We start from the raw sequence: 18,524 nt of genomic DNA on the forward strand, positions 1-18,524 counted from the left end.
GCGACGTATCGATGTCGATCGGGAGCGGTCGGGGCCCGACGGCAGTGCTACTCGTCGCGGTCGACGCGGACGACGTCGATGAGCGAGTGGACGGGGACGCCGTCGATCTCGTCGTATCCCCGCTTGTCCGCTAACACGACGCAGGCGACCGGCTCACCGCCCTGCTCGCGGATCGCTTCGATCGACTCGCGCATCGTCGTGCCGCTCGTGATGATGTCGTCGACGAGATAGCAGTCGCGGTCGCGGATCCCCGCGAAGTTCCGCGAGAAGCCCCCGCCGTGGTCCGCGATGTCTCCCTCCTCCCACTGGTGTTTCGCCGGGGCGTACGTGCTGAGATCGGTGTCGATCTCGCCGGCGATCGCCGTCGCCACCGGGACGCCGGCCTTCTCTATCCCAACCGTGAGATCGACCTCCTCACCCTCCTTCACCAGCAGGTCCGCCATCGCCTTCGCGGCGTAGGTGAGCCGTGCGGAGTCGCGGCCGATCGCCGACCAGTCGACGTGGATGTCGGCGGTCGACCCCGACTCGGTTTCGGCGGTGTCCGTGCTGTCGGCACCCGCGCGCTCGACGAGCCAGCTCGCCGTCTCCCGGGAGACGTTCAGTTCGTCCGCGATCTCCCCCTTCGAGAGGCCTCGTTCCGCGAGCTCCGCCGCGCTGTCGATCAGGTCGTCAACGTTCTTCATACGCCGCGAATTCGACCGCCGTTTTAATAGTCGTGTCGTCATCCACGAACGCGGCCTCGAACTCGTCGAGGCCGTAGACGCCGGTGACGAGGTCGGTCAGGAACGACTCCGAGAGCCCGGATAGCGAGTCGATCGCCGCCTCGAAATGCTCGTACCCGGAGTTGACGCTCCCGACCAGCGCCTTGTTGTGGAGGACGAACTCCCGGTGGAGCCTGCCGCCGTCGATCTCGAACGACCAGTCGCCGGGGACACCCAACAGCGCGCCGACGCCGTTCGGAGCGAGCGCCTCGATCGTCTCGAAGGCGTGTGGCGCGTAGCCCGTCGCCTCGTACACGAAGTCCATCGGCTCGTGCGCGTCGGGGACCTCGGAGACGGACGTGTCGTTGGCGTTGACGTACGTCGCGCCGGTCGATTCGATAACGTCGATCGTCGGATCCGGGCGCTCGCGGCGGCCGAGACAGTACGTTCGGTCGATCTCCGCGTCGAGCATCGCGAGCGTGAGTAGCCCGAGCGATCCGTTCCCGAGAACCAGCGCCGATTCGGGATCCCAGTGGAACGCGGATCGGCTCGCGTACGCGTGTTCGAGCGCCTTTTCGGTGATCGATGCCGGTTCGACGAGAAATCCCCACGCCGCGAGTTCGGGCGGGAGCTCGACGAGGAACTCCGCCGGGCTCGTGAAGTACTCGGCCATGAACCCGTGTGCGCCCACGATGCCTCGCTCGTGGTACTGTCCGTCCGGAGCCATGTCCGGCTCGCCGCGGGCGAAGTACTCGTTCGCGCCGTTCGGGGGACGGCGGACGGTCGGGACGACGACGTCGCCCTCCTCGAACGGCGTGTCGTTCGCGTCCGCGACGACGCCGACCGCCTCATGGCCCAACACGATGTGGTCGTCCCCCTCCGGCGTTCCGCCGTGATCCCCCGCGATCACCTCGTGGTCGGTCCCGTCGACGCCGACGCGCAGGGTCCTCACCAGGGCCTCTCCGTCTACCGGCTCCGGTCGTGGTTTCTCGATAACGACCGGCTCGTCGCCGTCCTCGTAGGCCGCGATCGCTTTCATACTCGAGCCGATGCACCCAGTGGACAAAAGATTTATTCTATAATGAGTAAAGACATTGGCAGCTTGCGCCCGGCGTTTTTTGTCCCGTCACCCCGCATGAGCGGTCGTGTGTACACTCACGCTCGCGTGGCGCGCGTTCGATGACGCCCCCGTTGCGCTCGCTGCCAACCGCGACGAGGCGAGCGATCGCCCCTCCGAACCGCCGACGGTCCGCGGCTCGGACCCCGCGATCGTCGCACCCCGGGACGCCGAGGCCGGCGGAACGTGGATCGGCCTCGCGGCGACCGGGCTGACGGTCGCGATCACCAACCGATGGCTCGACGCCGACCGCGACGGCGACCGGTCGCGCGGCCTGCTCGTGTGGGACTGTCTTCGGGCCGGATCGGCCGAGTCGGCCGTGCGAACCGTCGAACGGGAGCTCGACGAGCGGACGTACGAGGGATTCACCCTCGTCGTCGCGGACGACGTCGCCGCGTTTCTGCTGTCGTACGACGGCGGCCTCGCCATTACCCGGCTCGATCCGGGCGTGCACGTCGTCGGCAACGTCGGTAGCGTCCGCAACGGCGAGGAACGCTTCGCGGTTCCCGAGCGGCTGGCGGAGCGGGGTCGCGACCGAGTCGACAGCGCACGTCGGATCGCGACGGCGACGGCTCCGCGTCCGGGCGCGACCGCGACCGACTGGCTCGACCGCGCGAGCGACGTGCTCGCGGACCACGCGTACGGTGCGTGTCTCCACGGCGACGGCTTCGGGACCCGATCGTTCACTCGGATCCGAACCGGCCCCGATGCGGCGATGGCGTTCGCCGACGGCCCACCGTGTGTGACTCCCGCGGAATCGGTCCCGATCCCGGACGGGTTCGCGGGCCGAACGACGTCGTCCACAGAACCCGCCGGATCCGGCGAGTCCACCGTCGGCGACGGCTCCGAGGACGGTCCGGAAAGCCACCTTTAAGCGATTCGCGGGCAGTGTTTGGATATGAGCGTGTCCGAACTCGAGGCCGAGCTGTCGGAGGACGAGCACGCCGGTCTCGAACTGATCCGCGAGACCGGCGGGATCCACCAGAGCGACTTCTGGAAGGAGCTCGACGTCTCGTCGCGGAAGGGAAGTCGCATCGCCGAGGCGCTCGAGGGTTCCGGCCTCATTCAGCGCGAGGACACGGTGTACGACGGACACAACACCTACTATCTGGAGCCCGCGCCCCGGGATCTCGATTTCGCGCTCCTGATGGCCGGCGACATGCTGTCCCCCTTCATCGGCGAGGAGGAGATCGATCCGCAGTCCGACGCCTTCTCGCAATGGCTGATGAATCTGGCCTACGAGGAGTACTGACGCCGGTTCCGTGACGCTTGCGACGCTCTTTCCGCGAGGAACACCGACCGAGCTGCCGGCTACTCCCGTGAGCGTGCCCGGCGGCGATATTCGCCGTACCGGTCTTCGGGATCGAACGGCGCGGGAGCGCTGTTCGACGTCGGCGCTCCACAGCCGGGACAGCGGTCACCGAGCGTGTACACCGGCCGGTCGTGCTCGCTTCTCCACTCCGTACACACGCGGATATCGGATCTCATTGGATGAACGAACGTCGTCGCGAATCGGTCCGCACTACTCGTCGTCTTCTCGCCGGTCGCGGTGGAACGCGCCGACGCCGCCGGCGCTCTCGATCGATTCGCGAGCGCGAGCGGCCGCGGACTCGAGTTGGTCTTCGGCCGTCTTGTAGTCGGGCGCACGAACCTTGATCCGGTACTCGGGCGAGCCGACGTAGCCGACCTCCAGTTCGACCCCGTCCGGAACCGATCCGTTCCCTTCTGCCGCTTCCAGCGCGGCCTTGACGTCGTCGACGCCGTCGGATGCGAACGACTCGAGGTCGACGTATCCGGTCACGTCGACGTACGGCACCGATACGTTCTCACGGGCCGCCTCGACGACCGTCTCGACCGTTTCGTCGTCGATCTCGACGTCGTCGAGCGCCTCGTGGCCGTGGATCGCCGCCGACTCGAACGCGTCGTACAGCGACTCGTACTCGACCAACAGCGCGTTCGCCACGTCGGTGTAGCGATCGTCGGTGACGTCCTCGCCCAAGGCGATGAGCATCCAGTTGTCCGCCTTGCGCTCGTTTTTCCAGTCCTGTATCGTCTCCTTCCGCTGGTGTTCGTTGACGTCTTTGATCGACAAGTCGATCTGTGCGGACGACTCGTCGACCTCCAACACCTTCGCGACGACCGTCTGTCCCTCGCGGACGTGATCTCGAACGTTCTTGATCCAGCCCGATGCGACCTCGCTGATGTGGCAGAGGCCGCGCTTGTCCTCGTACTGATCGAGGTCGACGAACACGCCGAAGTCAGCGATCTCGTCGACTTCACCGACCACGAGCTCTCCGGGTTCCGGCCAACCGCTGTATTGCATCGCAGGTGTGAGGCGTTTACCGCGCCTCGACGGTTTCGACTATCTCGCCGTGAAGCTCGGCCTCCCCGCCGGTCGGGGTCGCGAGCGTCGTGCCACACACGGCACACGATACGACGGACGCGGCCTTGCCGAAGACGATCTGTTCGTTCTCGCAGTCGCCGCAGGCGACGCGGTGGAACTCTCCCGCCATGATCACTCCTGGAACGTCAGGCGGCCCGCGCGCCATCCCTCGCGCATGTGGGCCTTCCCGCAGTCGCCACAGCGGTACTTCAGGTGGGTCTTCTTCGTCGGCTTGTCGCCACCGGGAACCTTCGAGTACCCGCCGGCGTTGCCGATCGTCGCCACCGCGCGACGGCGCTGGCGAGCGTCGCGTTTCAGACCGGTCGCTCGACCCGATCGAACCTTCTCGACCTCGTGCTCCTGGTGGGAGTCACAGTGAGGGCAGTACGTATTGAAACGACGTGGCATCTCCATGGATATCGACCTTGTGACGCGGTTCGACGCCGACGCTTAAAACGGGTTTGGTCTGTTCCGACGTCGAGGCTCCCGTCGAGCCAGCCTTTATGACGGATGGCGGGGCCAACGAGCGGTATCCGGTGACTCCGGCATCCGACGGTCGAGGCGGTTGCGCGACGCGCCGTCGGGACTCATTGCCGTCTGCGCCGATCCGGTCTCGGAGTCCGACTCGGCTCCCGGCACGCGTCGCCTGTTCGCCATCAGTGGCTCACAGCGTGTAGTCGTGATCGCCGGTCTCGGACTCCAGGAAGGCCGTCAACAGATCGATCGTCGCGGCGATATCGTCGCCGTCGGCGGTCTCGGTCACCGTGTGCAGGTACCGTGTCGGGATCGAGATCGCACCGACCGGCTTCGCGCCGTGGGTTGTCTGGAACCCGGCGGTGTCAGTCCCCCCTGCAGGCAACACCTCGTGTTGGTGGTCGATCCCCTCCGTCTCGGCCACCGCCGTCAGCCGCCCGTGGACCTTCGGACTCGTGATCACCGAGGCGTCCTTCAGCTTGATCGCCGTTCCCTCCCCCAGCCGCGTCACGGCGTCCGCCTCCTCGCCGATCTGCGGGACGTCGTTGGCGACGGTGACGTCCAGCGCGATCGCGAGGTCCGGGTCGATGTCGACGCCGAGCGCGTGTGCCCCGCGGAGTCCGACCTCCTCCTGGACGGTCGCCGCGAAGTGGATCGTCACCGCCGGGTCGTCGATCCGGTCGGCGGCGGCCAGCATCGCGAACAGACAGACCCGGTCGTCGAGCGCCTTGCCGGTCACCCGATCGCCCATCCGGGTCGTCGTCTGCTCGAGCGTCACGAGGTCGCCGACGCCGACGAGATCGTCGACCGCTTCGGCGTCGCGGCCGAGATCGATGAACACGTCGGACACCTCCTCGTCGGCCTCTCGCTGCTCGTCGGTCAGGGTGTGGGGCGGAACCGACCCGATGACGCCCGTGAGGTCCTCCTCGCCGTGGACGGTCACGCGCTGGGCACGGAGCACGCGGGGATCGAACCCGCCGAGCGCGTCGACCTGGAGGAACCCGTCCTCGTCGACGTGGCGAACCATGAACCCGATCTCGTCCATGTGTGCGGCGACGGCGACGGAGTAGTCGGAATCGCCCTCGATCGTTCCGACGACGTTGCCCATCGCGTCGGATCGAACGCGGTCGACGCGCTCCGAGAGCTCGCGGCGGACGATCGCACGAACGCGGTCCTCGTACCCCGGAACGCCCCGCGTCTCGGTCAGCTCGCACAACAGGTCGAAATCAAAGTCGAACGACATGTCCGGTCGTTACGATGCTACCGACAAAGTACCGTGGGTTTCAGTGTGTGAGATCACCACACATTAAATAATAAATTATTGTTTCGTTTTTTGTGGTTCCGCAACGCTTTTGCGGACACTCTCGGCATGTAGAGGTATGACTGATGTCGAAGCGGAACTCCGTGAACAGTTCCTCGATGCGTTCGGAAACGCCGACTACCCCGTGAACAACCAGATGGACCTCGTTCCCGCGCTCCCGAACGGCCCCGGAACGAAGTTCGAGGCCGGCGACGTGAGCTTCACCGCGATGGAGATGGCCGCCAAACTCGGCAACGAGCAGGAGTTCCCGTACGACTCGGCCGAGGAGCTCGTCGACGACATCATCGAGGGTCTCAAAGCGAAAGACCTGATCTGAGCCACGAGCCGGCGCTGCGCGGTCGCGACCGAGATCCCTCGTCCGAGCCGGCGAGGGATTCATACGGATTCACGCCGTACACGGCGTGTGGTCGTCGACTTCATCGATATCGTCCCGCCGTGGGTGCTGCTCGGGACGGTGCTCGGGGGCGTTGCCTCCGTCGTCGTCGCCGCCGTGTTCTACGTCGGGAACCGGCTCTCCTCGCCGACCGAACCGTCCGGCAGCGGCGGGACCGGAAGCGGCGACGCGAGACGTCACCGGGAGATACGTGCGTACCTCTCGACGATCGGCGAACGGTTCCGTGAGAGACACCAACTCGGAGACGTAGTCGTCCCGTTTTACCTCCCCGAACGCGGGGTCGCCGTCACCTTCGACGCACACGACTACTTCCGACTCAACGGGGAGGGGGTGTTCACGGTCCTCTGTGAACACGAGATGCCCGCTCACGCGCTTGGTCGTCGGTTCCCGTTCGACGTGGTCGAACCGGACTGGAGCGGGAACCGTCCAGGGACGTCGGGGCCCGCACGTGATCTCACTGGTGCCGCGTTCGACGAGCTCGGTCTGTCGATCGACGCCGACGCCGACGAGGTGACGCGGGCGTACCGGGAGCGTGTCAAGGAGGTCCATCCGGATCAGGGCGGCGACGAAGCGTCGTTTCGTCGGGTGCGAGCGGCGTATGCGACCGCCAGTAACCACGCGAAGGGCACTCCGGAGCGCCCCGAGTCGGCCCCCGGCTTCGGCCGCTGACCGTCCGGACCGTCCCTCATCCACACCTCTTCGATGCCGTTATCTTTTGCGCGGTCACAGTGTCGGTGTGAACGACGTCACGTTCCGGGACAGGGCCGTGTTCCTCGGCATCCGGGGCGGCGTTCTCGTCGTGTCCGACCTCCACGTCGGGCGCGACGAGGCCGCCGCCGTCTCGTTTCCGCTCGGCGAACGTGACGACCTCCGCGAACGACTCTCCGCGCTGATCGCGCACTTCACTCCCGAAACCGTGGTGTTCGCGGGCGACGTGATCCACACCTTCGACGGTGTCTCCGACCGGAGCCGGGAGGGTCTCGCAGCGCTTGCCACCGCGTGTCACGACGCGGGCACCGAACTCGAACTCGTCGGCGGCAACCACGACACCGCGCTGGCAACCGCGTGGAACGGTCCTGTTCACGACGAGTACGTCGTCGACCACGGAGTGGGCGACGGTGCCGCCCGCACCGTCATCTGTCACGGTCATGAACCGCCGGAGACGGCGGGGGACCGATACCTGTTCGGCCACGTTCATCCGACGATCGAGATCGAGGGCGACCGTCATCCCTGCTTCCTCGTCGGCGAGGGGACCTACAGGAACGCGGACGTCGTGGTATTGCCGGCGTTCAACCGGCTCGCTCCCGGCGTCGTGGTCACCGACATGGACGCCGCCGCGTTCGGCTCGCCGTTGGTGAGCAACGTCGACGATCTGTGCCCGTTCGTCTACGACGCCGATACACAGGAGACGCTCCGGTTCCCGCCGCTCGGGGAGTTCCGTGACCTGTTGTGATCGACGACCGCGACCGATCGAGACGCGTTCAAGCTTTTAGAATTTGAAAAGCGGCCGCTCAGACGCTTGTTAACAGGGCTTACAGGATTCATAACGAACGTTTATGATCGAGTACGAGAGTCAGTAGTACACATGCAAGCAGCCAGACTCCACGAGTACACTCACGACATGAGCGACGGGCTCTCGATCGATGAGGTCGACCGCCCCGAGGTCGAGCAGTCAACGGACGTCATCGTCGAGGTCGAAGGTGCGGGGTGGTGTCAGACCGATAATCACATCATCGAGGGGATGTGGGAGGAGTACGTTCCCCAGCCGCTCCCCATGACGCTGGGACACGAGAACGCGGGAACGGTCGTCGACGTCGGGTCGGAAGTCGACCTCGTCTCCCCGGGTGACCCAGTGATCTGCCACCCGGTACAGACGTGCGGGACCTGTCGGCCCTGTCGACTCGAGGAGACGATGTACTGTGAGAACGACGCGTTCAACGGGTTGACGACCGACGGCGGGTTCGCCGACTATCTCCACACGAGCGAGCGGTCCGTCATCCCGCTTCCCAGCGACGTCGATCCGATCGACATCGCCCCTCACGCCGACGCGGGGATCACGGCGTATCACGCGGTGAAGAAGGCTGTCAAGCGACTGAATCCCGGAGACCACGCCGTCGTCATCGGCATCGGCGGGCTTGGCCACATCGGGCTGCAATGTCTGGACGCGATGAGCGCGGCCCGGGTCACCGCGGTCGACGTGAAGGACTCCGCACTGAACCTCGCTGACGGCTACGGTGCGGACCATCTCATCAATCCGACCGAGGAGGACGTTCCGGCGGCGATCGAATCCATCACCGACGAGCGCGGGGCCGCGCAGGTACTCGACTTCGTCGGCGCGGACGAGACGACCGCGTACGGTCCACAGATCGCCGCCGCGGGCGGTGACCACCACGTGATCGGGTACGGCGGCCACGTTCACGAGCCCTCGCAGGCGTTCGTGAACGGCGAGTTCTCCTACGTTGGCAACATCGTCGGTCGATACGCCGAGCTCCAGGAGCTCGTCGCGCTCGTCGAACAGGGAGACGTCGACCTTCACACCAGCCGGTTCGCCCTCGACGAGGTGAACGACGTGGCTGAGAAGCTCGAACACGGCGAGATCGACGGTCGGGCCGTCATCACGCCCTGAGCGGACTCACCGCGGACGCCCTCCGGACGGCGGCCCCTCGGGTGGACACGGTCCGTGCGGCCGATTCTTCTCGGACGATTCGGCGTCGGCTCGACTCCTCGATCCCTCCGCCGCAACCGTCAAGGCCATGGGAACCGCGCGCACACCATCATACATGACCGGCGACGATGTCGACGAGGCCCGTCAGATGACCGACACGGACCCCCTCGCGGACGCCGACGTCCGGCGCGTGCTCGGTCCGGATGGACACGTGCTTCCGGCCGCGACGGTCCCGGATCTGTCCGATGAGAAACTCGTCGACATCTATCGCGACCTCGTGATCACCCGACGGTTCGACGAGCGCGCGGTCAGCCTCCAGCGACAGGGACGGATGGGCACGTACGCGCCGTGTGCGGGACAGGAGGGCTCGGCGGTCGGGTCGACGCACGCCCTCGCCGACCGCGACCTCATCAGCTACCAGTACCGCGAGCACGGCGCGGTCGTCGTCCGCGACCTGCTCGCCGAGTACCTCCCGTACTGGATGGGCCACGAGTCCGGTACCGAGGCGATAGCGGCGGGAAACGTGTTCCCGCTGAACATCGGCATCGGCGCGCACGTCCCGCACGCGGTCGGCGCGGCATGGGCGTTCGACTACCGCGACGAGGACCGCGTCGTCGCCTGCCACTTCGGCGACGGCGCGACCAGCGAGGGCGACGTCCACGAGGCGCTGAACTTCGCGGGCGTGTTCGACACGCCGACCGTGTTCTGCTGTCACAACAACGGGTGGGCGATATCGGTCCCGAAGGGCCGACAGACCGCGAGCGAAACGTTCGCCGCGAAGGCGACCGCGTACGGCTTCGACGGCGTTCGGGTCGACGGCATGGACCCGCTCGCGAGCTACGCCGTCACGAGGGAGGCGGTCGAACGTGCCCGGACTCGAGCGTCGTCCCAACACGACGGCGATGACGACGCACCGGCGCGTCCCACCCTGATCGAGTTCGTCGAGTACCGGTACGGCGCGCACACGACCGCGGACGACCCGACGGCGTATCGGGACCCGGACGACGTCGATCCCTGGCGGGCGCTCGATCCCATCGACCGGATGGAGACGTTCCTCCGGGAGACCGGCCGGATCGACGACGAGACCGTCGCGACGATACACGATCACGCGGACGACGTCGTCGCGGAGGCGATCGACGTCGCGGAGGCGGTCGTTCCCGACCCCGCGGACCTGTTCGCGAACGCCTACGCCGATCTCCCGCCGGAGCTCCGCCGGCAGCGCGACGAGCTGTTGGCGGCGATCGAGGAACACGGCGACGGGGCGTTTCTGCGGGAGGAGTGATCTCGTCCGGTCGGGTCGTCATCGCCGCCGCGAGCGTCACCTCCGTCCGATCAACTGGATCCGCACCGCTGCAACAGTACTTTATCCGATGGGTCCGGAGAACGGCCAATGACAGGCTCCGAGACGGGGGCGACACCGGAGGTCCTCGGCAGCAAGCGTGACGCGACGCGCTATCAGGTGCTCGTCGAGATCGCGGCCCGGCAGCCGGCCGTGAGCCAAAGCGAGATCGCTGGAGCGATCGGCGTCACCTCGCAGGCGGTCAGCGACTACGTCCGCGACCTGGTCGAGGCCGGCTACGTCGACAAGGGCGGCCGCGGGCGCTACGAGGTGACCAAGGAGGGCGTCGATTGGCTCATCTCCCGAACGGACAGCCTGGAGACGTACCTCGACCGGGTCACCTCCGACGTGCTCGGTAGCGTCGACGTCGACGCCGCGATCGCGCTCGACGACGTGACGGAGGGGAGCGAGGTCGGACTGGAGATGCGCGACGGCGTCCTCCACGCGAACCCGGTCGGCGGCACCGCGACCGCGGTCGCCGTCACGAGCGCCGAGGGGGGCGCGGCCGTCGGCGTCACCGACTTCGAGGGCGTCGTCGACTACGATACCGGGACGGTCACCGTGGTACCGGTCCCGACCGTGACCGACGCGGCCCCGCCGGCTCCCGAGACGATACCGGACCGCCTCCCCGCGGACGGCCTGCTCGCTGTCGCCGGGACGGAGGCGTACGCGCTCGTCTCGCGGGCCGGCTTGGAGCCCGACGTTCGGTTCGGCACGGCCGACGGCGTCGCGGAGGCCGCGCTGCGGGGACTCGACGTCCTCCTCGTCGCCGTGACCGACGAGATCCCGCGGCACACGGCCAAGCTCCGGGAGTCGAACGTCCCACACAGAGTGCTCGACGCGGCCGATCTGTAGCGTTTCGAGACGTCTTCGGCCGTCGACTACAGGTGGCTTCTTCCGATCTCGGAGGCCAGTCGACCGCTCTCGAGTGCGCCCTGTATCGACGACCACGCGGTGTACTCGCCCGCGAGAACGACCGGTCCCGCCGGATCGTCGGGGTCCGGGAGCGTCTCGTGAACGCCCGGCGGCTGTGTGAACTGCGCGAAGGGTATCCGGTCGGTGTCGACGACCGAGAGTCTCTCGAAACCGCGCTCGGGATACCACCCGGACAGCGCCCCACGAGTGTCCTCGCGGAGGTCCTCGGCGTCCCGATCGAGGGCCTCCTCGCCGAGGAACGTCGCGGCGAGCAGCGCGCGGTCATCGGGCGCGTACTCCGGAACGACCTCGGAGATCGGGACGACCGCGTTCGGCGACTCGTCGGCCGCGTTGAGCAGGATCCGCTTGCCGGTCCCGAAGTCGGTTCCCTCGGGGAGCGTGTACCACTGGGTGACGGTGCCGACGCCCGTCTCGGGGATCGAGTCGACGCCGGTCAGTCGACGGGCCTCGGGCGGCGTCGTCGCGACGACGACGAGATCGGCGTCCGCGGTCGAACCGTCCGCGAGCTCGATCCGCACCCCCTCGGCCGGGCCACCGGAGCCGAGCCGAAAGCGTCCGGCGGACCTCGCCCCGTCGCCGCTGTCGTTCCCCGTCCCGCTTCCACCGCTCCCGTTTCTGCTTCCACCGTCGCCGACGTCGATCGCCTCGACGTCCTCGCCGGTCCGGACGTCGACGCCGGCCTCGCGTGCACGCGCCGCGAGCTGTCGGGGGATCGCCGCCATTCCGTCCGCGGGAACGGCGATCGAGCCCCGGCTCATCGCGCGGAACGTATACTCGAACACGTGCTTCGACGTCGAAAGCGTTCGATCGAGCGTGATCCCGCCGTAGAAGGGTTCGACGAAGTTAGCGACGTACTCCTCGGAGAACCCCCAGCCGTCGAGGTACTCGCGGATCGACGCGTCCGCGCCCGTGAAGAAGTCGTCCTCGGAGCGTTTCGAGAGGTCATACCGAAGCCCGAGCGTCCGGAGCTTGTCCGAGAAGGGAACCTCGTGGTTGAACGCGGACTCGACCGCGCGCCGGGGGTCCCGAAGGGGATCGGAGAGGACGGCCCGCGAGCCCGGCCGGCAGATCGTTGCGCCGGGCGCGAACGCTCGGAGGTCCAGCTCGTCGACGTCGAGTTCGCGGGCGACCGCCGGATAGCTCGTGAACAACACCTGGAAGCCGCGATCGAGGGTGAACCCGTCGACCTCGCGGCTCCGGACGCGACCTCCCACCTCGGGGCGGCGCTCGTACAGCGTCACGTCCACACCGGACTCCGCGAGTCGCGTCGACGCGACGAGCCCCGCAAGCCCGCCCCCCACGACGTTGGCCGTTCCGTTCATGCCCGATCGTTCGGGCGGCCCACTTATAAGCGGCGACGGGTCGCCGGCGTCTCGTTACCCGCTCGACGCCCGAGCGGACGGCATCGATCCGGTTCACTCTCGAGGAGGAGCGAGTGGGAAGCGATTAGTCGCCCCCGTCGCAAACGAGCGTATGGAGACGACGGAGACGTTCCGCGGGCTGGAGAGTCGCTCGTCGGGTCGCGTCCACGAGACGGCGAACCCCGACGACTGTTCCGACGAGGGGCGATACCTCGACCCGACGTACGACTACGACGCCGTCGATCCCGACGACCTGCTCGCCCCGTCGACCTCGTCGGCGGGGGACGGCCCATCCGGCGAGTTCGTACCGGGTCGCGGTCACTGGCGGTTCGACGCCCTGCTCCCGATCCCGGCGAGCGCCGCCCTCTCGGCCGGCGAGGGAGGGACGCCGCTCGTGCGGACCGACCGGCTCGCCGAGGAGCTCGACGTCGCCGAGGTGTACGTCAAAGACGAGGGACGGAACCCGACCGGATCGGTCCTCGACCGCGGCCTCTCGGTCGCGGTCACGGCGGTCGCGGAGCGCGTCGCGAGCGGTACCGCGGACGCCCCCGACGTCGAACCCCTCGTCTGTGCGAGCCCCGGAAACGCCGGGGTGTCGATGGCGGCGTACGCCGGCCGTGCGGACCTGCGGTCGTACGCGTTCGTCCCCTCGCGGTGCCCGTTCCCGAACAAGGCGATGACGAACGTCCACGGCGGGGAGATGCGCGTCGTCGGCGGTCGATATCCGGACGCCGTCGCGGCCGTCGACGAGCAGCTCGCGACCGACTACACGAGCCTCGACGAGTTCGTCACGCCGTACCGTCACGACGGGATCAAAACCGTCGCGTTCGAGCTCGTCGCCGACCTCGGCGACGCTCCCGACGTCGTCGTCGTCCCGACCGGATCCGGGGAAGTGATCGCCGGCGTTCACAAGGGGTTCGTGGAACTCGATCGGATCGGCGCGATCGATGGGCTCCCGACGCTCGTCGCCGCACAGCCCGAGGGGTGTGCGCCGATCGCCGCCGCGGTCGACCGCGGACTCGACGAGCCCGAACCGTGGTCGACGCCGGACACGATCGTCGGCGAACTGGAGGTCCCGGATCCGGCTGGCGGCTCCGCGGCGATCGAGGCCGTGCGAGAGAGCGACGGGACGGCCGTGGCGGTCCCGGACGACGATATCCTCGAAAGCGCGGTCACGGTCGCCCAGAACGAGGTGTTGGAGATCGGATCGGCCGGCGGCACCGCTCCGGCCGGCGCGTGGGCGCTCGCGGCGGACGGGGGATTCGACGGCACGGAGACGGTCGTCCTGCTCAACACGGACGCGGGACTCAAAACGCCCGACGTGTTGCGAAGCCACCTGATGGGGAAGGGGATCTGAGTCGGCGTCCAGCGATCACGAGCGGAAAAGATACGTTTTAGACGCGCCGCTTTGAGGCACCCGTATGGAACGCGTAGCGATCATCGGCGCGTCGATGACGCGGTTCGGCGAACGGGACGCGTGGGTGCGAGAGCTGCTGGCGGAGGCGGGCGAGGCCGCGCTCGACGACGCCGGGATCGACGGCGGCGACCTCGATCACCTGTACGTCTCGAACATGGCAAGCGGCGAGTTCGAGGGACAGACCGGCGTCCCGAACGCGCTCGCACACGACCTGGCGGCGATGCCCGCCTACACCGCCCGCATCGATCAGACCTCCTCGTCGGGGGGCGCGGGCGTGTACGCCGCGTGGCAGTCGATCGCCTCGGGGGCCAGCGATCTCACGATGCTCGTCGGCGGCGAGAAGATGACCCATCGGACCACGGGGGAGGCGACCGACGTCATCGCGTCGCTCACCCATCCGGTGGAGTACAAACACGGCGTGACGCTGCCCTCCTTTGCGGGACTCACGGCCAGGCTGTACCTCGACGAGTACGACGCACCGCGCGAGAGCCTCGGGAAGGTCGCGGTGAAGAACCACCGAAACGGCGTCGACAACCCGCACGCACAGTTCCGCAAGGAGGTCGATCTGGAGACCGTGCTCGACTCGCCGGTCGTCGCCGACCCCTTGCGGCTGTACGACTTCTGTCCGATCACGGACGGCTCCGCGGCGCTCGTCCTCTGTCCGGCGTCGGTCGCCGAGGAGTACGTTCCGGAAGACGAGTACGCCGTGATCTCCGGGATCGGCGGCGCGACCGACACCCACGTCGTCCACGAACGCGCGGACCCGACGACGATGGGCGGCGTCGTCGCCTCCTCCGATATCGCCTACGAAATGGCCGGAGTCGGTCCGGACGACGTCGACGTCGCGGAGTTACACGACATGTTCACGATCCTCGAGTTCCTCCAGAGCGAGGACCTCGGCTTCTTCGAGAAGGGCGAGGGGTGGAAGGCGATCGAGGCGGGCGTCACCGACCGGGACGGCGACCTCCCGATCAACACGTCGGGGGGGCTCAAATCGAAGGGACACCCGCTCGGCGCGAGCGGCGTCGCACAGGTGTACGAGGTGTTCAAGCAGGTCACCGGGGACGCGGGCCCAAGACAGGTCGAGGCCGACGTCGGCCTCGCGTGTAACGTCGGCGGGTTCGGGAACTGCGTGACCACCGCGATCCTGGAGGGACCACAATGAGCGACACACACACCGACGACAGCGTGACGCGATCGGACGACCGACCGACGGGAGCGCCGACGTTCGAGGCGGCCGAGTACGCGGACGGAACGGTCACGTATCCGCCGCATCCGGTCGGCCCGAACGGAGCGGAGCGAACCGGGACCGTCGACCTCCGCGAGTACGAGGCGCGGGTGATCACGTGGACGACCTCGACGGCGACGCCGCCGGGCGTCCGCCAGCCGAACACCCTCGCGATCGTCGAGTTCGAGATGGGTGACGGCTACGACGGCCCGCCGGTCCGCGCGCTCGGACAGGTGACCGCGGCAGCGGGCGAGGACGACGGTGCGGCGGTCGACGCCGAGGGTGACGAGGAGGCGGTCGACATCGATATCGGCGACGCGGTCGAACCGGTGTACGCCGAGGAGCTTCGCGACCCCGGTGCGGGGATCCGGGAACCGGACAGTCAGGAGTGGGACGGGTTCCGGTTCCGTCCGATCGACTGATCGGAACGGGTCGGCCGACCTTCGCTGCGGCCCGGCAATTCACGGTCGCAAAACGGGCGAACTACTCCTCTTCTTCCGCCTCGACCGGTCGCTGTCCTCGCTTCCACACGGCTTTCGCGGAGGTGTCGTGTGGAGCCGTGTGGGAGACGTCTTTCATCGTGTCGGCGTCGGTGTCGGTCATTGTGCAACGGCTAGTGCGGGTCCACGTATCAACGCTTCGGCGGGGACGATACCGAGACGCAATATTATATAATGAGATATATATTCGCGCCGCTTTTGCTTCTCGGACCCGAAGCGCGGACGTGGTGCGCTCACCCGATCCGATCGACTGCGTCCGCCGCGGGTTTCGACTCGACGTCTCGCGCGACGTCGCGGTCGGAGCCGACGTCGCCGCGGAGGCGCTCCGCGACACTCGGACGTGGACGGCCTGGAGCCCGACGGTCACGGGCGTCGAGAGCGACGACCGGTACGTCCGCGAGGGAACGACGGGACGGGTCCGCGTCGCCGGGGTGTGGGTACCGTTTCGAGTCACCGACTTCAACGGTCGCCGATGGGCGTGGGACGTCGCGCGAATCCCCGCGACGGGGCACCGAGTCGAGGCGTACGCCGGATCGGACGACCGCTGCCGGGTCGTCATCGAGGTCCCGCTCGTCGCCGCGGGCTACGTCCCCGTCTGCGAGCTCGCCCTCGACCGGTTCGCTCGACTGGTCGAGCGGCCAGCGGCCGAGGGCGTGTGACTGGGCGGGGTCACGTCACCGTTCGTATCCCTTCTCGAACGGGTCGATCTCCTCGCTTCCGGGGTCGTCCTCGTCATGCGCGAAGCCGGGCCCCTCGGTCGCCAACTCGAAGACGAGTCCGTCGGGGTCGGTGAAGTAGATGCTCTTGAAGTACGTTCGGTCCTTTACTTCGGAGACGTCGACGTCGCGGTCACGGAGATGCGTTTGCCACTCGCGGAGCGTCTCCTCGTCCGCGACGCCGAACGCGAAGTGGTGGCTCGCGCCCGGGCCGGGCGTCCCCTGCGCACCGGGATACTCGAAGTACGTGACGTTCGTGCCGGGCTCGCCCTCGGGTGTCGACGAGAAGTAGTAGTGTAGCGTTCCGGGGTCGTCGTAGTTCTGCGTCCGCTTGACGGTGTGCCAGCCGAGGACGTCCTCGTAGAAGGCGACCGTCTCCGTCATGTCCGTACAGACGTTGGTCACGTGGTGGAGTCCGGTCGTCGGTGGTGCGTCGCTCATACGTGACGCGTTCGACGGCGGGTCAGTTAGTGCTGTGGGGGTCAGGTAGTGCTGTGGGGGATCCGAATCGTACGGCGACTTAAAAGAGGCCGCTGCCGATCGCGTACGGCCACGCGCTTCCGCCGACCGCCAGTAGGATGAGCGCGGCACCCGCACCGTACACGTTCTTCAGGAAGCCGGTCATCTCGGACTGCTTCTCCTCGGGGTCGTCGACCGACCAGAAGTCGTGCATCGTGACCGCGGAGACGAGCAGGAAGACCGCGATCCCGCCGGCGGCGACGACGGGGAACACGCCGGCGGCGATACCGATCCCGCCGAGGACGAGGATCAACCCGGACGCGATCACCGAGAAACGCGGTGCGGGGAGCCCCTTGAACTCGGCGTAGCCGGCCATCGTGTCGAGGTCCATGAAGTGGTTGAATCCCATGAAGGCGAGCACGCCACCGAACAGCAGCCGACCGAGGAGGAACAGCTCGGCGGACAGCGACGAATCGAACTGGAGCGGTACGGTTCCGGACAGCAGCGCGGTTTCAGCTATCATCTTGTAACCACCTATACGAACGTAACCTATATATCGCTTCCCGGACAATCAGGTTAGTAGGTAACATCGATGTCATCTCAGGATCTCGCGAACACTCGGGCGGAGTCGGAGCCGGGCGACTCGGGCGGAGCGAGCACGGACACGCCGTGCCCGATCGTCGACTCGCTCGAACAGATCGGCTCGCAGTGGCGGCTCGTCGTCCTCCACGAGCTCCAGAACGGTGAGCGCCGGTTCAACGAACTCAAACGGGAGACCGACGCCAACGCCCGGACTCTCTCACGAGTGCTCGACGACCTCCAGGAGACCGGCTTCGTCGAGCGCCGGATGGAGGAGGACGCCCCAGTGGCGACGTACTACAGCCTCACCCCGAAAGGCGAGTCGCTCGCGCCCGTGTTCGAGGAGATCGATTCGTGGGCCCACGAGTGGCTCGCCGCGTGTGACGGCTCCGCCTGAGCAGCGCTCTCGTTCGGCGGGCGAGGGTTCAGGGATTTCGATCGGATCTCTCGGAGCGTTCCGATCCGATGACACCGACTTCCGCCAGCCTCGGGTGGTGTGTTTCTCGTCGTTCCGTCTCGATCGCTGATTGTACGCGTATTGGCAAATATAAATGCGTGATCGGTATTGTCGGCTCCGTCGAAATACATACGATCGGACACAGTTGGTTCCGATCGCGGTCAGTACGGACACAGCGATGATCGATGGCGGGAGTGAGTATTGCAGTTTGCCGGTCGTGCTGCGGTATTTAAACGACCGTGAGCGACGTCGATGGATACTTATAAAGAACGCATGCGACGGCGCGCGCCTCCGAGCGCCCACCGGGCGCGAGGAGCGCGTGCGAGGGAGTCAGGGGCGGTCGCCGAGCGGTTCCGGCGACCGCCCCTGACTCCCTCGCGCGAGGCCGTTCGCGGCCTGACGGCCGCTCACGGGCGCCCAGGGCGAGAGCGAGGCTCTCGCTTGCAGCCGGCGCGTCGCGCCGGCGTCGCCACCGCA

At 67.4% G+C, this 18,524-nt stretch carries 24 protein-coding genes; 13 read left to right on the top strand and 11 right to left on the bottom strand.

The window, feature by feature from the left end; genetic code table 11:
* Positions 1-47: 47 nt before the first annotated feature.
* Together gfcR and ACNSN7_RS12930 are read right to left on the bottom strand one after the other, a co-directional pair.
* Positions 48-683, bottom strand: coding sequence for a transcriptional regulator GfcR (gfcR, locus tag ACNSN7_RS12925; protein WP_418282711.1), 636 nt, complete (start codon positions 681-683; stop codon positions 48-50).
* On the bottom strand, positions 670-1,740 hold the full coding sequence (locus ACNSN7_RS12930) for a glucose 1-dehydrogenase (RefSeq protein ID WP_418282712.1): 1,071 nt from the start codon (positions 1,738-1,740) through the stop codon (positions 670-672). Before ACNSN7_RS12930 ends, gfcR begins: the two co-directional genes overlap by 14 nt.
* A gap of 106 nt (positions 1,741-1,846) precedes the next feature.
* Here ACNSN7_RS12930 and ACNSN7_RS12935 point away from each other — a divergent pair, with 106 nt between their 5' ends.
* Positions 1,847-2,692, top strand: a complete 846-nt coding sequence (locus ACNSN7_RS12935; RefSeq protein WP_418282713.1) for an NRDE family protein — start codon at positions 1,847-1,849, stop codon at positions 2,690-2,692.
* A gap of 24 nt (positions 2,693-2,716) precedes the next feature.
* The gene (locus ACNSN7_RS12940) at positions 2,717-3,070 is read left to right on the top strand and encodes a helix-turn-helix transcriptional regulator (protein ID WP_418282714.1); all 354 of its coding nucleotides are present in this window, start codon (positions 2,717-2,719) and stop codon (positions 3,068-3,070) included.
* Between the two features lie 59 nt (positions 3,071-3,129).
* On the opposite strand, the gene ACNSN7_RS12945 is transcribed toward ACNSN7_RS12940, so the two are convergent.
* The 5 genes from ACNSN7_RS12945 to ACNSN7_RS12965 all read right to left on the bottom strand — a co-directional run bounded on the left by ACNSN7_RS12945 (position 3,130) and on the right by ACNSN7_RS12965 (position 5,918).
* On the bottom strand, positions 3,130-3,306 hold the full coding sequence (locus ACNSN7_RS12945; protein WP_418282715.1) for an RNA-protein complex protein Nop10: 177 nt from the start codon (positions 3,304-3,306) through the stop codon (positions 3,130-3,132).
* Positions 3,307-3,340: 34 nt separating this feature from the next.
* Positions 3,341-4,141 (bottom strand): translation initiation factor IF-2 subunit alpha, encoded by an 801-nt coding sequence (locus tag ACNSN7_RS12950; protein WP_418282716.1) that lies wholly within the window; start codon positions 4,139-4,141, stop codon positions 3,341-3,343.
* A gap of 16 nt (positions 4,142-4,157) precedes the next feature.
* Positions 4,158-4,331, bottom strand: coding sequence for a 30S ribosomal protein S27e (locus ACNSN7_RS12955; protein ID WP_418282717.1), 174 nt, complete (start codon positions 4,329-4,331; stop codon positions 4,158-4,160).
* A gap of 2 nt (positions 4,332-4,333) precedes the next feature.
* Positions 4,334-4,615 carry a 50S ribosomal protein L44e gene (locus ACNSN7_RS12960; RefSeq protein ID WP_418282718.1) on the bottom strand — a complete coding sequence of 94 codons (282 nt, stop codon included), beginning with the start codon at positions 4,613-4,615 and terminating at the stop codon, positions 4,334-4,336.
* 250 nt (positions 4,616-4,865) lie between these two features.
* Positions 4,866-5,918, bottom strand: coding sequence for a M42 family metallopeptidase (locus tag ACNSN7_RS12965; RefSeq protein WP_418282719.1), 1,053 nt, complete (start codon positions 5,916-5,918; stop codon positions 4,866-4,868).
* A 136-nt stretch (positions 5,919-6,054) separates the two neighbouring features.
* Here ACNSN7_RS12965 and ACNSN7_RS12970 point away from each other — a divergent pair, with 136 nt between their 5' ends.
* The 6 genes from ACNSN7_RS12970 (at position 6,055) to ACNSN7_RS12995 (ending at position 11,249) form a co-directional block, all read left to right on the top strand.
* Entirely contained in the window at positions 6,055-6,312 is a 258-nt protein-coding gene (locus tag ACNSN7_RS12970; protein ID WP_418282720.1) for an MTH865 family protein, read from the top strand.
* An 87-nt stretch (positions 6,313-6,399) separates the two neighbouring features.
* Positions 6,400-7,059: a J domain-containing protein gene (locus ACNSN7_RS12975; protein WP_418282721.1), complete on the top strand. Its 660-nt coding sequence runs from the start codon at positions 6,400-6,402 to the stop codon at positions 7,057-7,059.
* A 67-nt stretch (positions 7,060-7,126) separates the two neighbouring features.
* Entirely contained in the window at positions 7,127-7,843 is a 717-nt protein-coding gene (locus ACNSN7_RS12980) for a metallophosphoesterase (RefSeq protein WP_418282722.1), read from the top strand.
* 132 nt (positions 7,844-7,975) lie between these two features.
* Positions 7,976-9,016 (top strand): NAD(P)-dependent alcohol dehydrogenase, encoded by a 1,041-nt coding sequence (locus ACNSN7_RS12985; protein WP_418282723.1) that lies wholly within the window; start codon positions 7,976-7,978, stop codon positions 9,014-9,016.
* Positions 9,017-9,170: 154 nt separating this feature from the next.
* Entirely contained in the window at positions 9,171-10,337 is a 1,167-nt protein-coding gene (locus ACNSN7_RS12990) for a thiamine pyrophosphate-dependent dehydrogenase E1 component subunit alpha (protein ID WP_418282724.1), read from the top strand.
* Between the two features lie 108 nt (positions 10,338-10,445).
* Positions 10,446-11,249: a DUF7839 domain-containing protein gene (locus tag ACNSN7_RS12995; RefSeq protein WP_418282725.1), complete on the top strand. Its 804-nt coding sequence runs from the start codon at positions 10,446-10,448 to the stop codon at positions 11,247-11,249.
* Between the two features lie 26 nt (positions 11,250-11,275).
* On the opposite strand, the gene ACNSN7_RS13000 is transcribed toward ACNSN7_RS12995, so the two are convergent.
* Positions 11,276-12,652, bottom strand: a complete 1,377-nt coding sequence (locus ACNSN7_RS13000) for an NAD(P)/FAD-dependent oxidoreductase (RefSeq protein ID WP_418282726.1) — start codon at positions 12,650-12,652, stop codon at positions 11,276-11,278.
* Between the two features lie 151 nt (positions 12,653-12,803).
* On the opposite strand from ACNSN7_RS13000, the gene ACNSN7_RS13005 reads away from it, so the two are divergent.
* From ACNSN7_RS13005 to ACNSN7_RS13015, 3 genes are all read left to right on the top strand, one after another.
* Positions 12,804-14,048: a threonine synthase gene (locus tag ACNSN7_RS13005; protein WP_418282727.1), complete on the top strand. Its 1,245-nt coding sequence runs from the start codon at positions 12,804-12,806 to the stop codon at positions 14,046-14,048.
* A gap of 64 nt (positions 14,049-14,112) precedes the next feature.
* Positions 14,113-15,273, top strand: coding sequence for a thiolase family protein (locus tag ACNSN7_RS13010; protein ID WP_418282728.1), 1,161 nt, complete (start codon positions 14,113-14,115; stop codon positions 15,271-15,273).
* Positions 15,270-15,758, top strand: coding sequence for a hypothetical protein (locus ACNSN7_RS13015; RefSeq protein WP_418282729.1), 489 nt, complete (start codon positions 15,270-15,272; stop codon positions 15,756-15,758). The genes ACNSN7_RS13010 and ACNSN7_RS13015 overlap by 4 nt, the downstream gene beginning before the upstream one ends.
* Positions 15,759-15,819: 61 nt before the next feature.
* On the opposite strand, the gene ACNSN7_RS15560 is transcribed toward ACNSN7_RS13015, so the two are convergent.
* Positions 15,820-15,939, bottom strand: coding sequence for a DUF7989 family protein (locus ACNSN7_RS15560; protein ID WP_496923308.1), 120 nt, complete (start codon positions 15,937-15,939; stop codon positions 15,820-15,822).
* A gap of 121 nt (positions 15,940-16,060) precedes the next feature.
* On the opposite strand from ACNSN7_RS15560, the gene ACNSN7_RS13020 reads away from it, so the two are divergent.
* Positions 16,061-16,495: an SRPBCC family protein gene (locus ACNSN7_RS13020; RefSeq protein WP_418282730.1), complete on the top strand. Its 435-nt coding sequence runs from the start codon at positions 16,061-16,063 to the stop codon at positions 16,493-16,495.
* 15 nt (positions 16,496-16,510) lie between these two features.
* On the opposite strand, the gene ACNSN7_RS13025 is transcribed toward ACNSN7_RS13020, so the two are convergent.
* Both ACNSN7_RS13025 and ACNSN7_RS13030 read right to left on the bottom strand, forming a co-directional pair.
* Complete coding sequence (locus ACNSN7_RS13025) at positions 16,511-16,993, bottom strand: VOC family protein (RefSeq protein WP_418282731.1); 483 nt, start codon at positions 16,991-16,993, stop codon at positions 16,511-16,513.
* A 79-nt stretch (positions 16,994-17,072) separates the two neighbouring features.
* Entirely contained in the window at positions 17,073-17,534 is a 462-nt protein-coding gene (locus ACNSN7_RS13030) for a DoxX family protein (RefSeq protein ID WP_418282732.1), read from the bottom strand.
* A gap of 69 nt (positions 17,535-17,603) precedes the next feature.
* On the opposite strand from ACNSN7_RS13030, the gene ACNSN7_RS13035 reads away from it, so the two are divergent.
* Positions 17,604-17,987 carry a winged helix-turn-helix transcriptional regulator gene (locus ACNSN7_RS13035; RefSeq protein WP_418282733.1) on the top strand — a complete coding sequence of 128 codons (384 nt, stop codon included), beginning with the start codon at positions 17,604-17,606 and terminating at the stop codon, positions 17,985-17,987.
* Positions 17,988-18,524: the final 537 nt, after the last annotated feature.

The organism is Halorubrum rarum (assembly GCF_048380895.1).
GTDB lineage: Archaea > Halobacteriota > Halobacteria > Halobacteriales > Haloferacaceae > Halorubrum.

What these genes read in the sequence shown, in the direction of transcription:
- ACNSN7_RS13030 (WP_418282732.1), bottom strand. Translation starts at nt 17,534, where the DNA reads ATGATAGCTGAAACCGCGCTGCTGTCCGGAACCGTACCGCTCCAGTTC.
- ACNSN7_RS13015 (WP_418282729.1), top strand. Translation starts at nt 15,270, where the DNA reads ATGAGCGACACACACACCGACGACAGCGTGACGCGATCGGACGACCGA.
- ACNSN7_RS15560 (WP_496923308.1), bottom strand. Translation starts at nt 15,939, where the DNA reads ATGACCGACACCGACGCCGACACGATGAAAGACGTCTCCCACACGGCT.
- ACNSN7_RS13025 (WP_418282731.1), bottom strand. Translation starts at nt 16,993, where the DNA reads ATGAGCGACGCACCACCGACGACCGGACTCCACCACGTGACCAACGTC.
- ACNSN7_RS12945 (WP_418282715.1), bottom strand. Translation starts at nt 3,306, where the DNA reads ATGAGATCCGATATCCGCGTGTGTACGGAGTGGAGAAGCGAGCACGAC.
- ACNSN7_RS12950 (WP_418282716.1), bottom strand. Translation starts at nt 4,141, where the DNA reads ATGCAATACAGCGGTTGGCCGGAACCCGGAGAGCTCGTGGTCGGTGAA.
- ACNSN7_RS13035 (WP_418282733.1), top strand. Translation starts at nt 17,604, where the DNA reads ATGTCATCTCAGGATCTCGCGAACACTCGGGCGGAGTCGGAGCCGGGC.
- ACNSN7_RS12960 (WP_418282718.1), bottom strand. Translation starts at nt 4,615, where the DNA reads ATGGAGATGCCACGTCGTTTCAATACGTACTGCCCTCACTGTGACTCC.
- ACNSN7_RS12930 (WP_418282712.1), bottom strand. Translation starts at nt 1,740, where the DNA reads ATGAAAGCGATCGCGGCCTACGAGGACGGCGACGAGCCGGTCGTTATC.
- ACNSN7_RS12995 (WP_418282725.1), top strand. Translation starts at nt 10,446, where the DNA reads ATGACAGGCTCCGAGACGGGGGCGACACCGGAGGTCCTCGGCAGCAAG.
- ACNSN7_RS12970 (WP_418282720.1), top strand. Translation starts at nt 6,055, where the DNA reads ATGACTGATGTCGAAGCGGAACTCCGTGAACAGTTCCTCGATGCGTTC.
- ACNSN7_RS13005 (WP_418282727.1), top strand. Translation starts at nt 12,804, where the DNA reads ATGGAGACGACGGAGACGTTCCGCGGGCTGGAGAGTCGCTCGTCGGGT.
- ACNSN7_RS12965 (WP_418282719.1), bottom strand. Translation starts at nt 5,918, where the DNA reads ATGTCGTTCGACTTTGATTTCGACCTGTTGTGCGAGCTGACCGAGACG.
- ACNSN7_RS13000 (WP_418282726.1), bottom strand. Translation starts at nt 12,652, where the DNA reads ATGAACGGAACGGCCAACGTCGTGGGGGGCGGGCTTGCGGGGCTCGTC.
- ACNSN7_RS12940 (WP_418282714.1), top strand. Translation starts at nt 2,717, where the DNA reads ATGAGCGTGTCCGAACTCGAGGCCGAGCTGTCGGAGGACGAGCACGCC.
- ACNSN7_RS12990 (WP_418282724.1), top strand. Translation starts at nt 9,171, where the DNA reads ATGACCGGCGACGATGTCGACGAGGCCCGTCAGATGACCGACACGGAC.
- gfcR (WP_418282711.1), bottom strand. Translation starts at nt 683, where the DNA reads ATGAAGAACGTTGACGACCTGATCGACAGCGCGGCGGAGCTCGCGGAA.
- ACNSN7_RS12985 (WP_418282723.1), top strand. Translation starts at nt 7,976, where the DNA reads ATGCAAGCAGCCAGACTCCACGAGTACACTCACGACATGAGCGACGGG.
- ACNSN7_RS12955 (WP_418282717.1), bottom strand. Translation starts at nt 4,331, where the DNA reads ATGGCGGGAGAGTTCCACCGCGTCGCCTGCGGCGACTGCGAGAACGAA.
- ACNSN7_RS13010 (WP_418282728.1), top strand. Translation starts at nt 14,113, where the DNA reads ATGGAACGCGTAGCGATCATCGGCGCGTCGATGACGCGGTTCGGCGAA.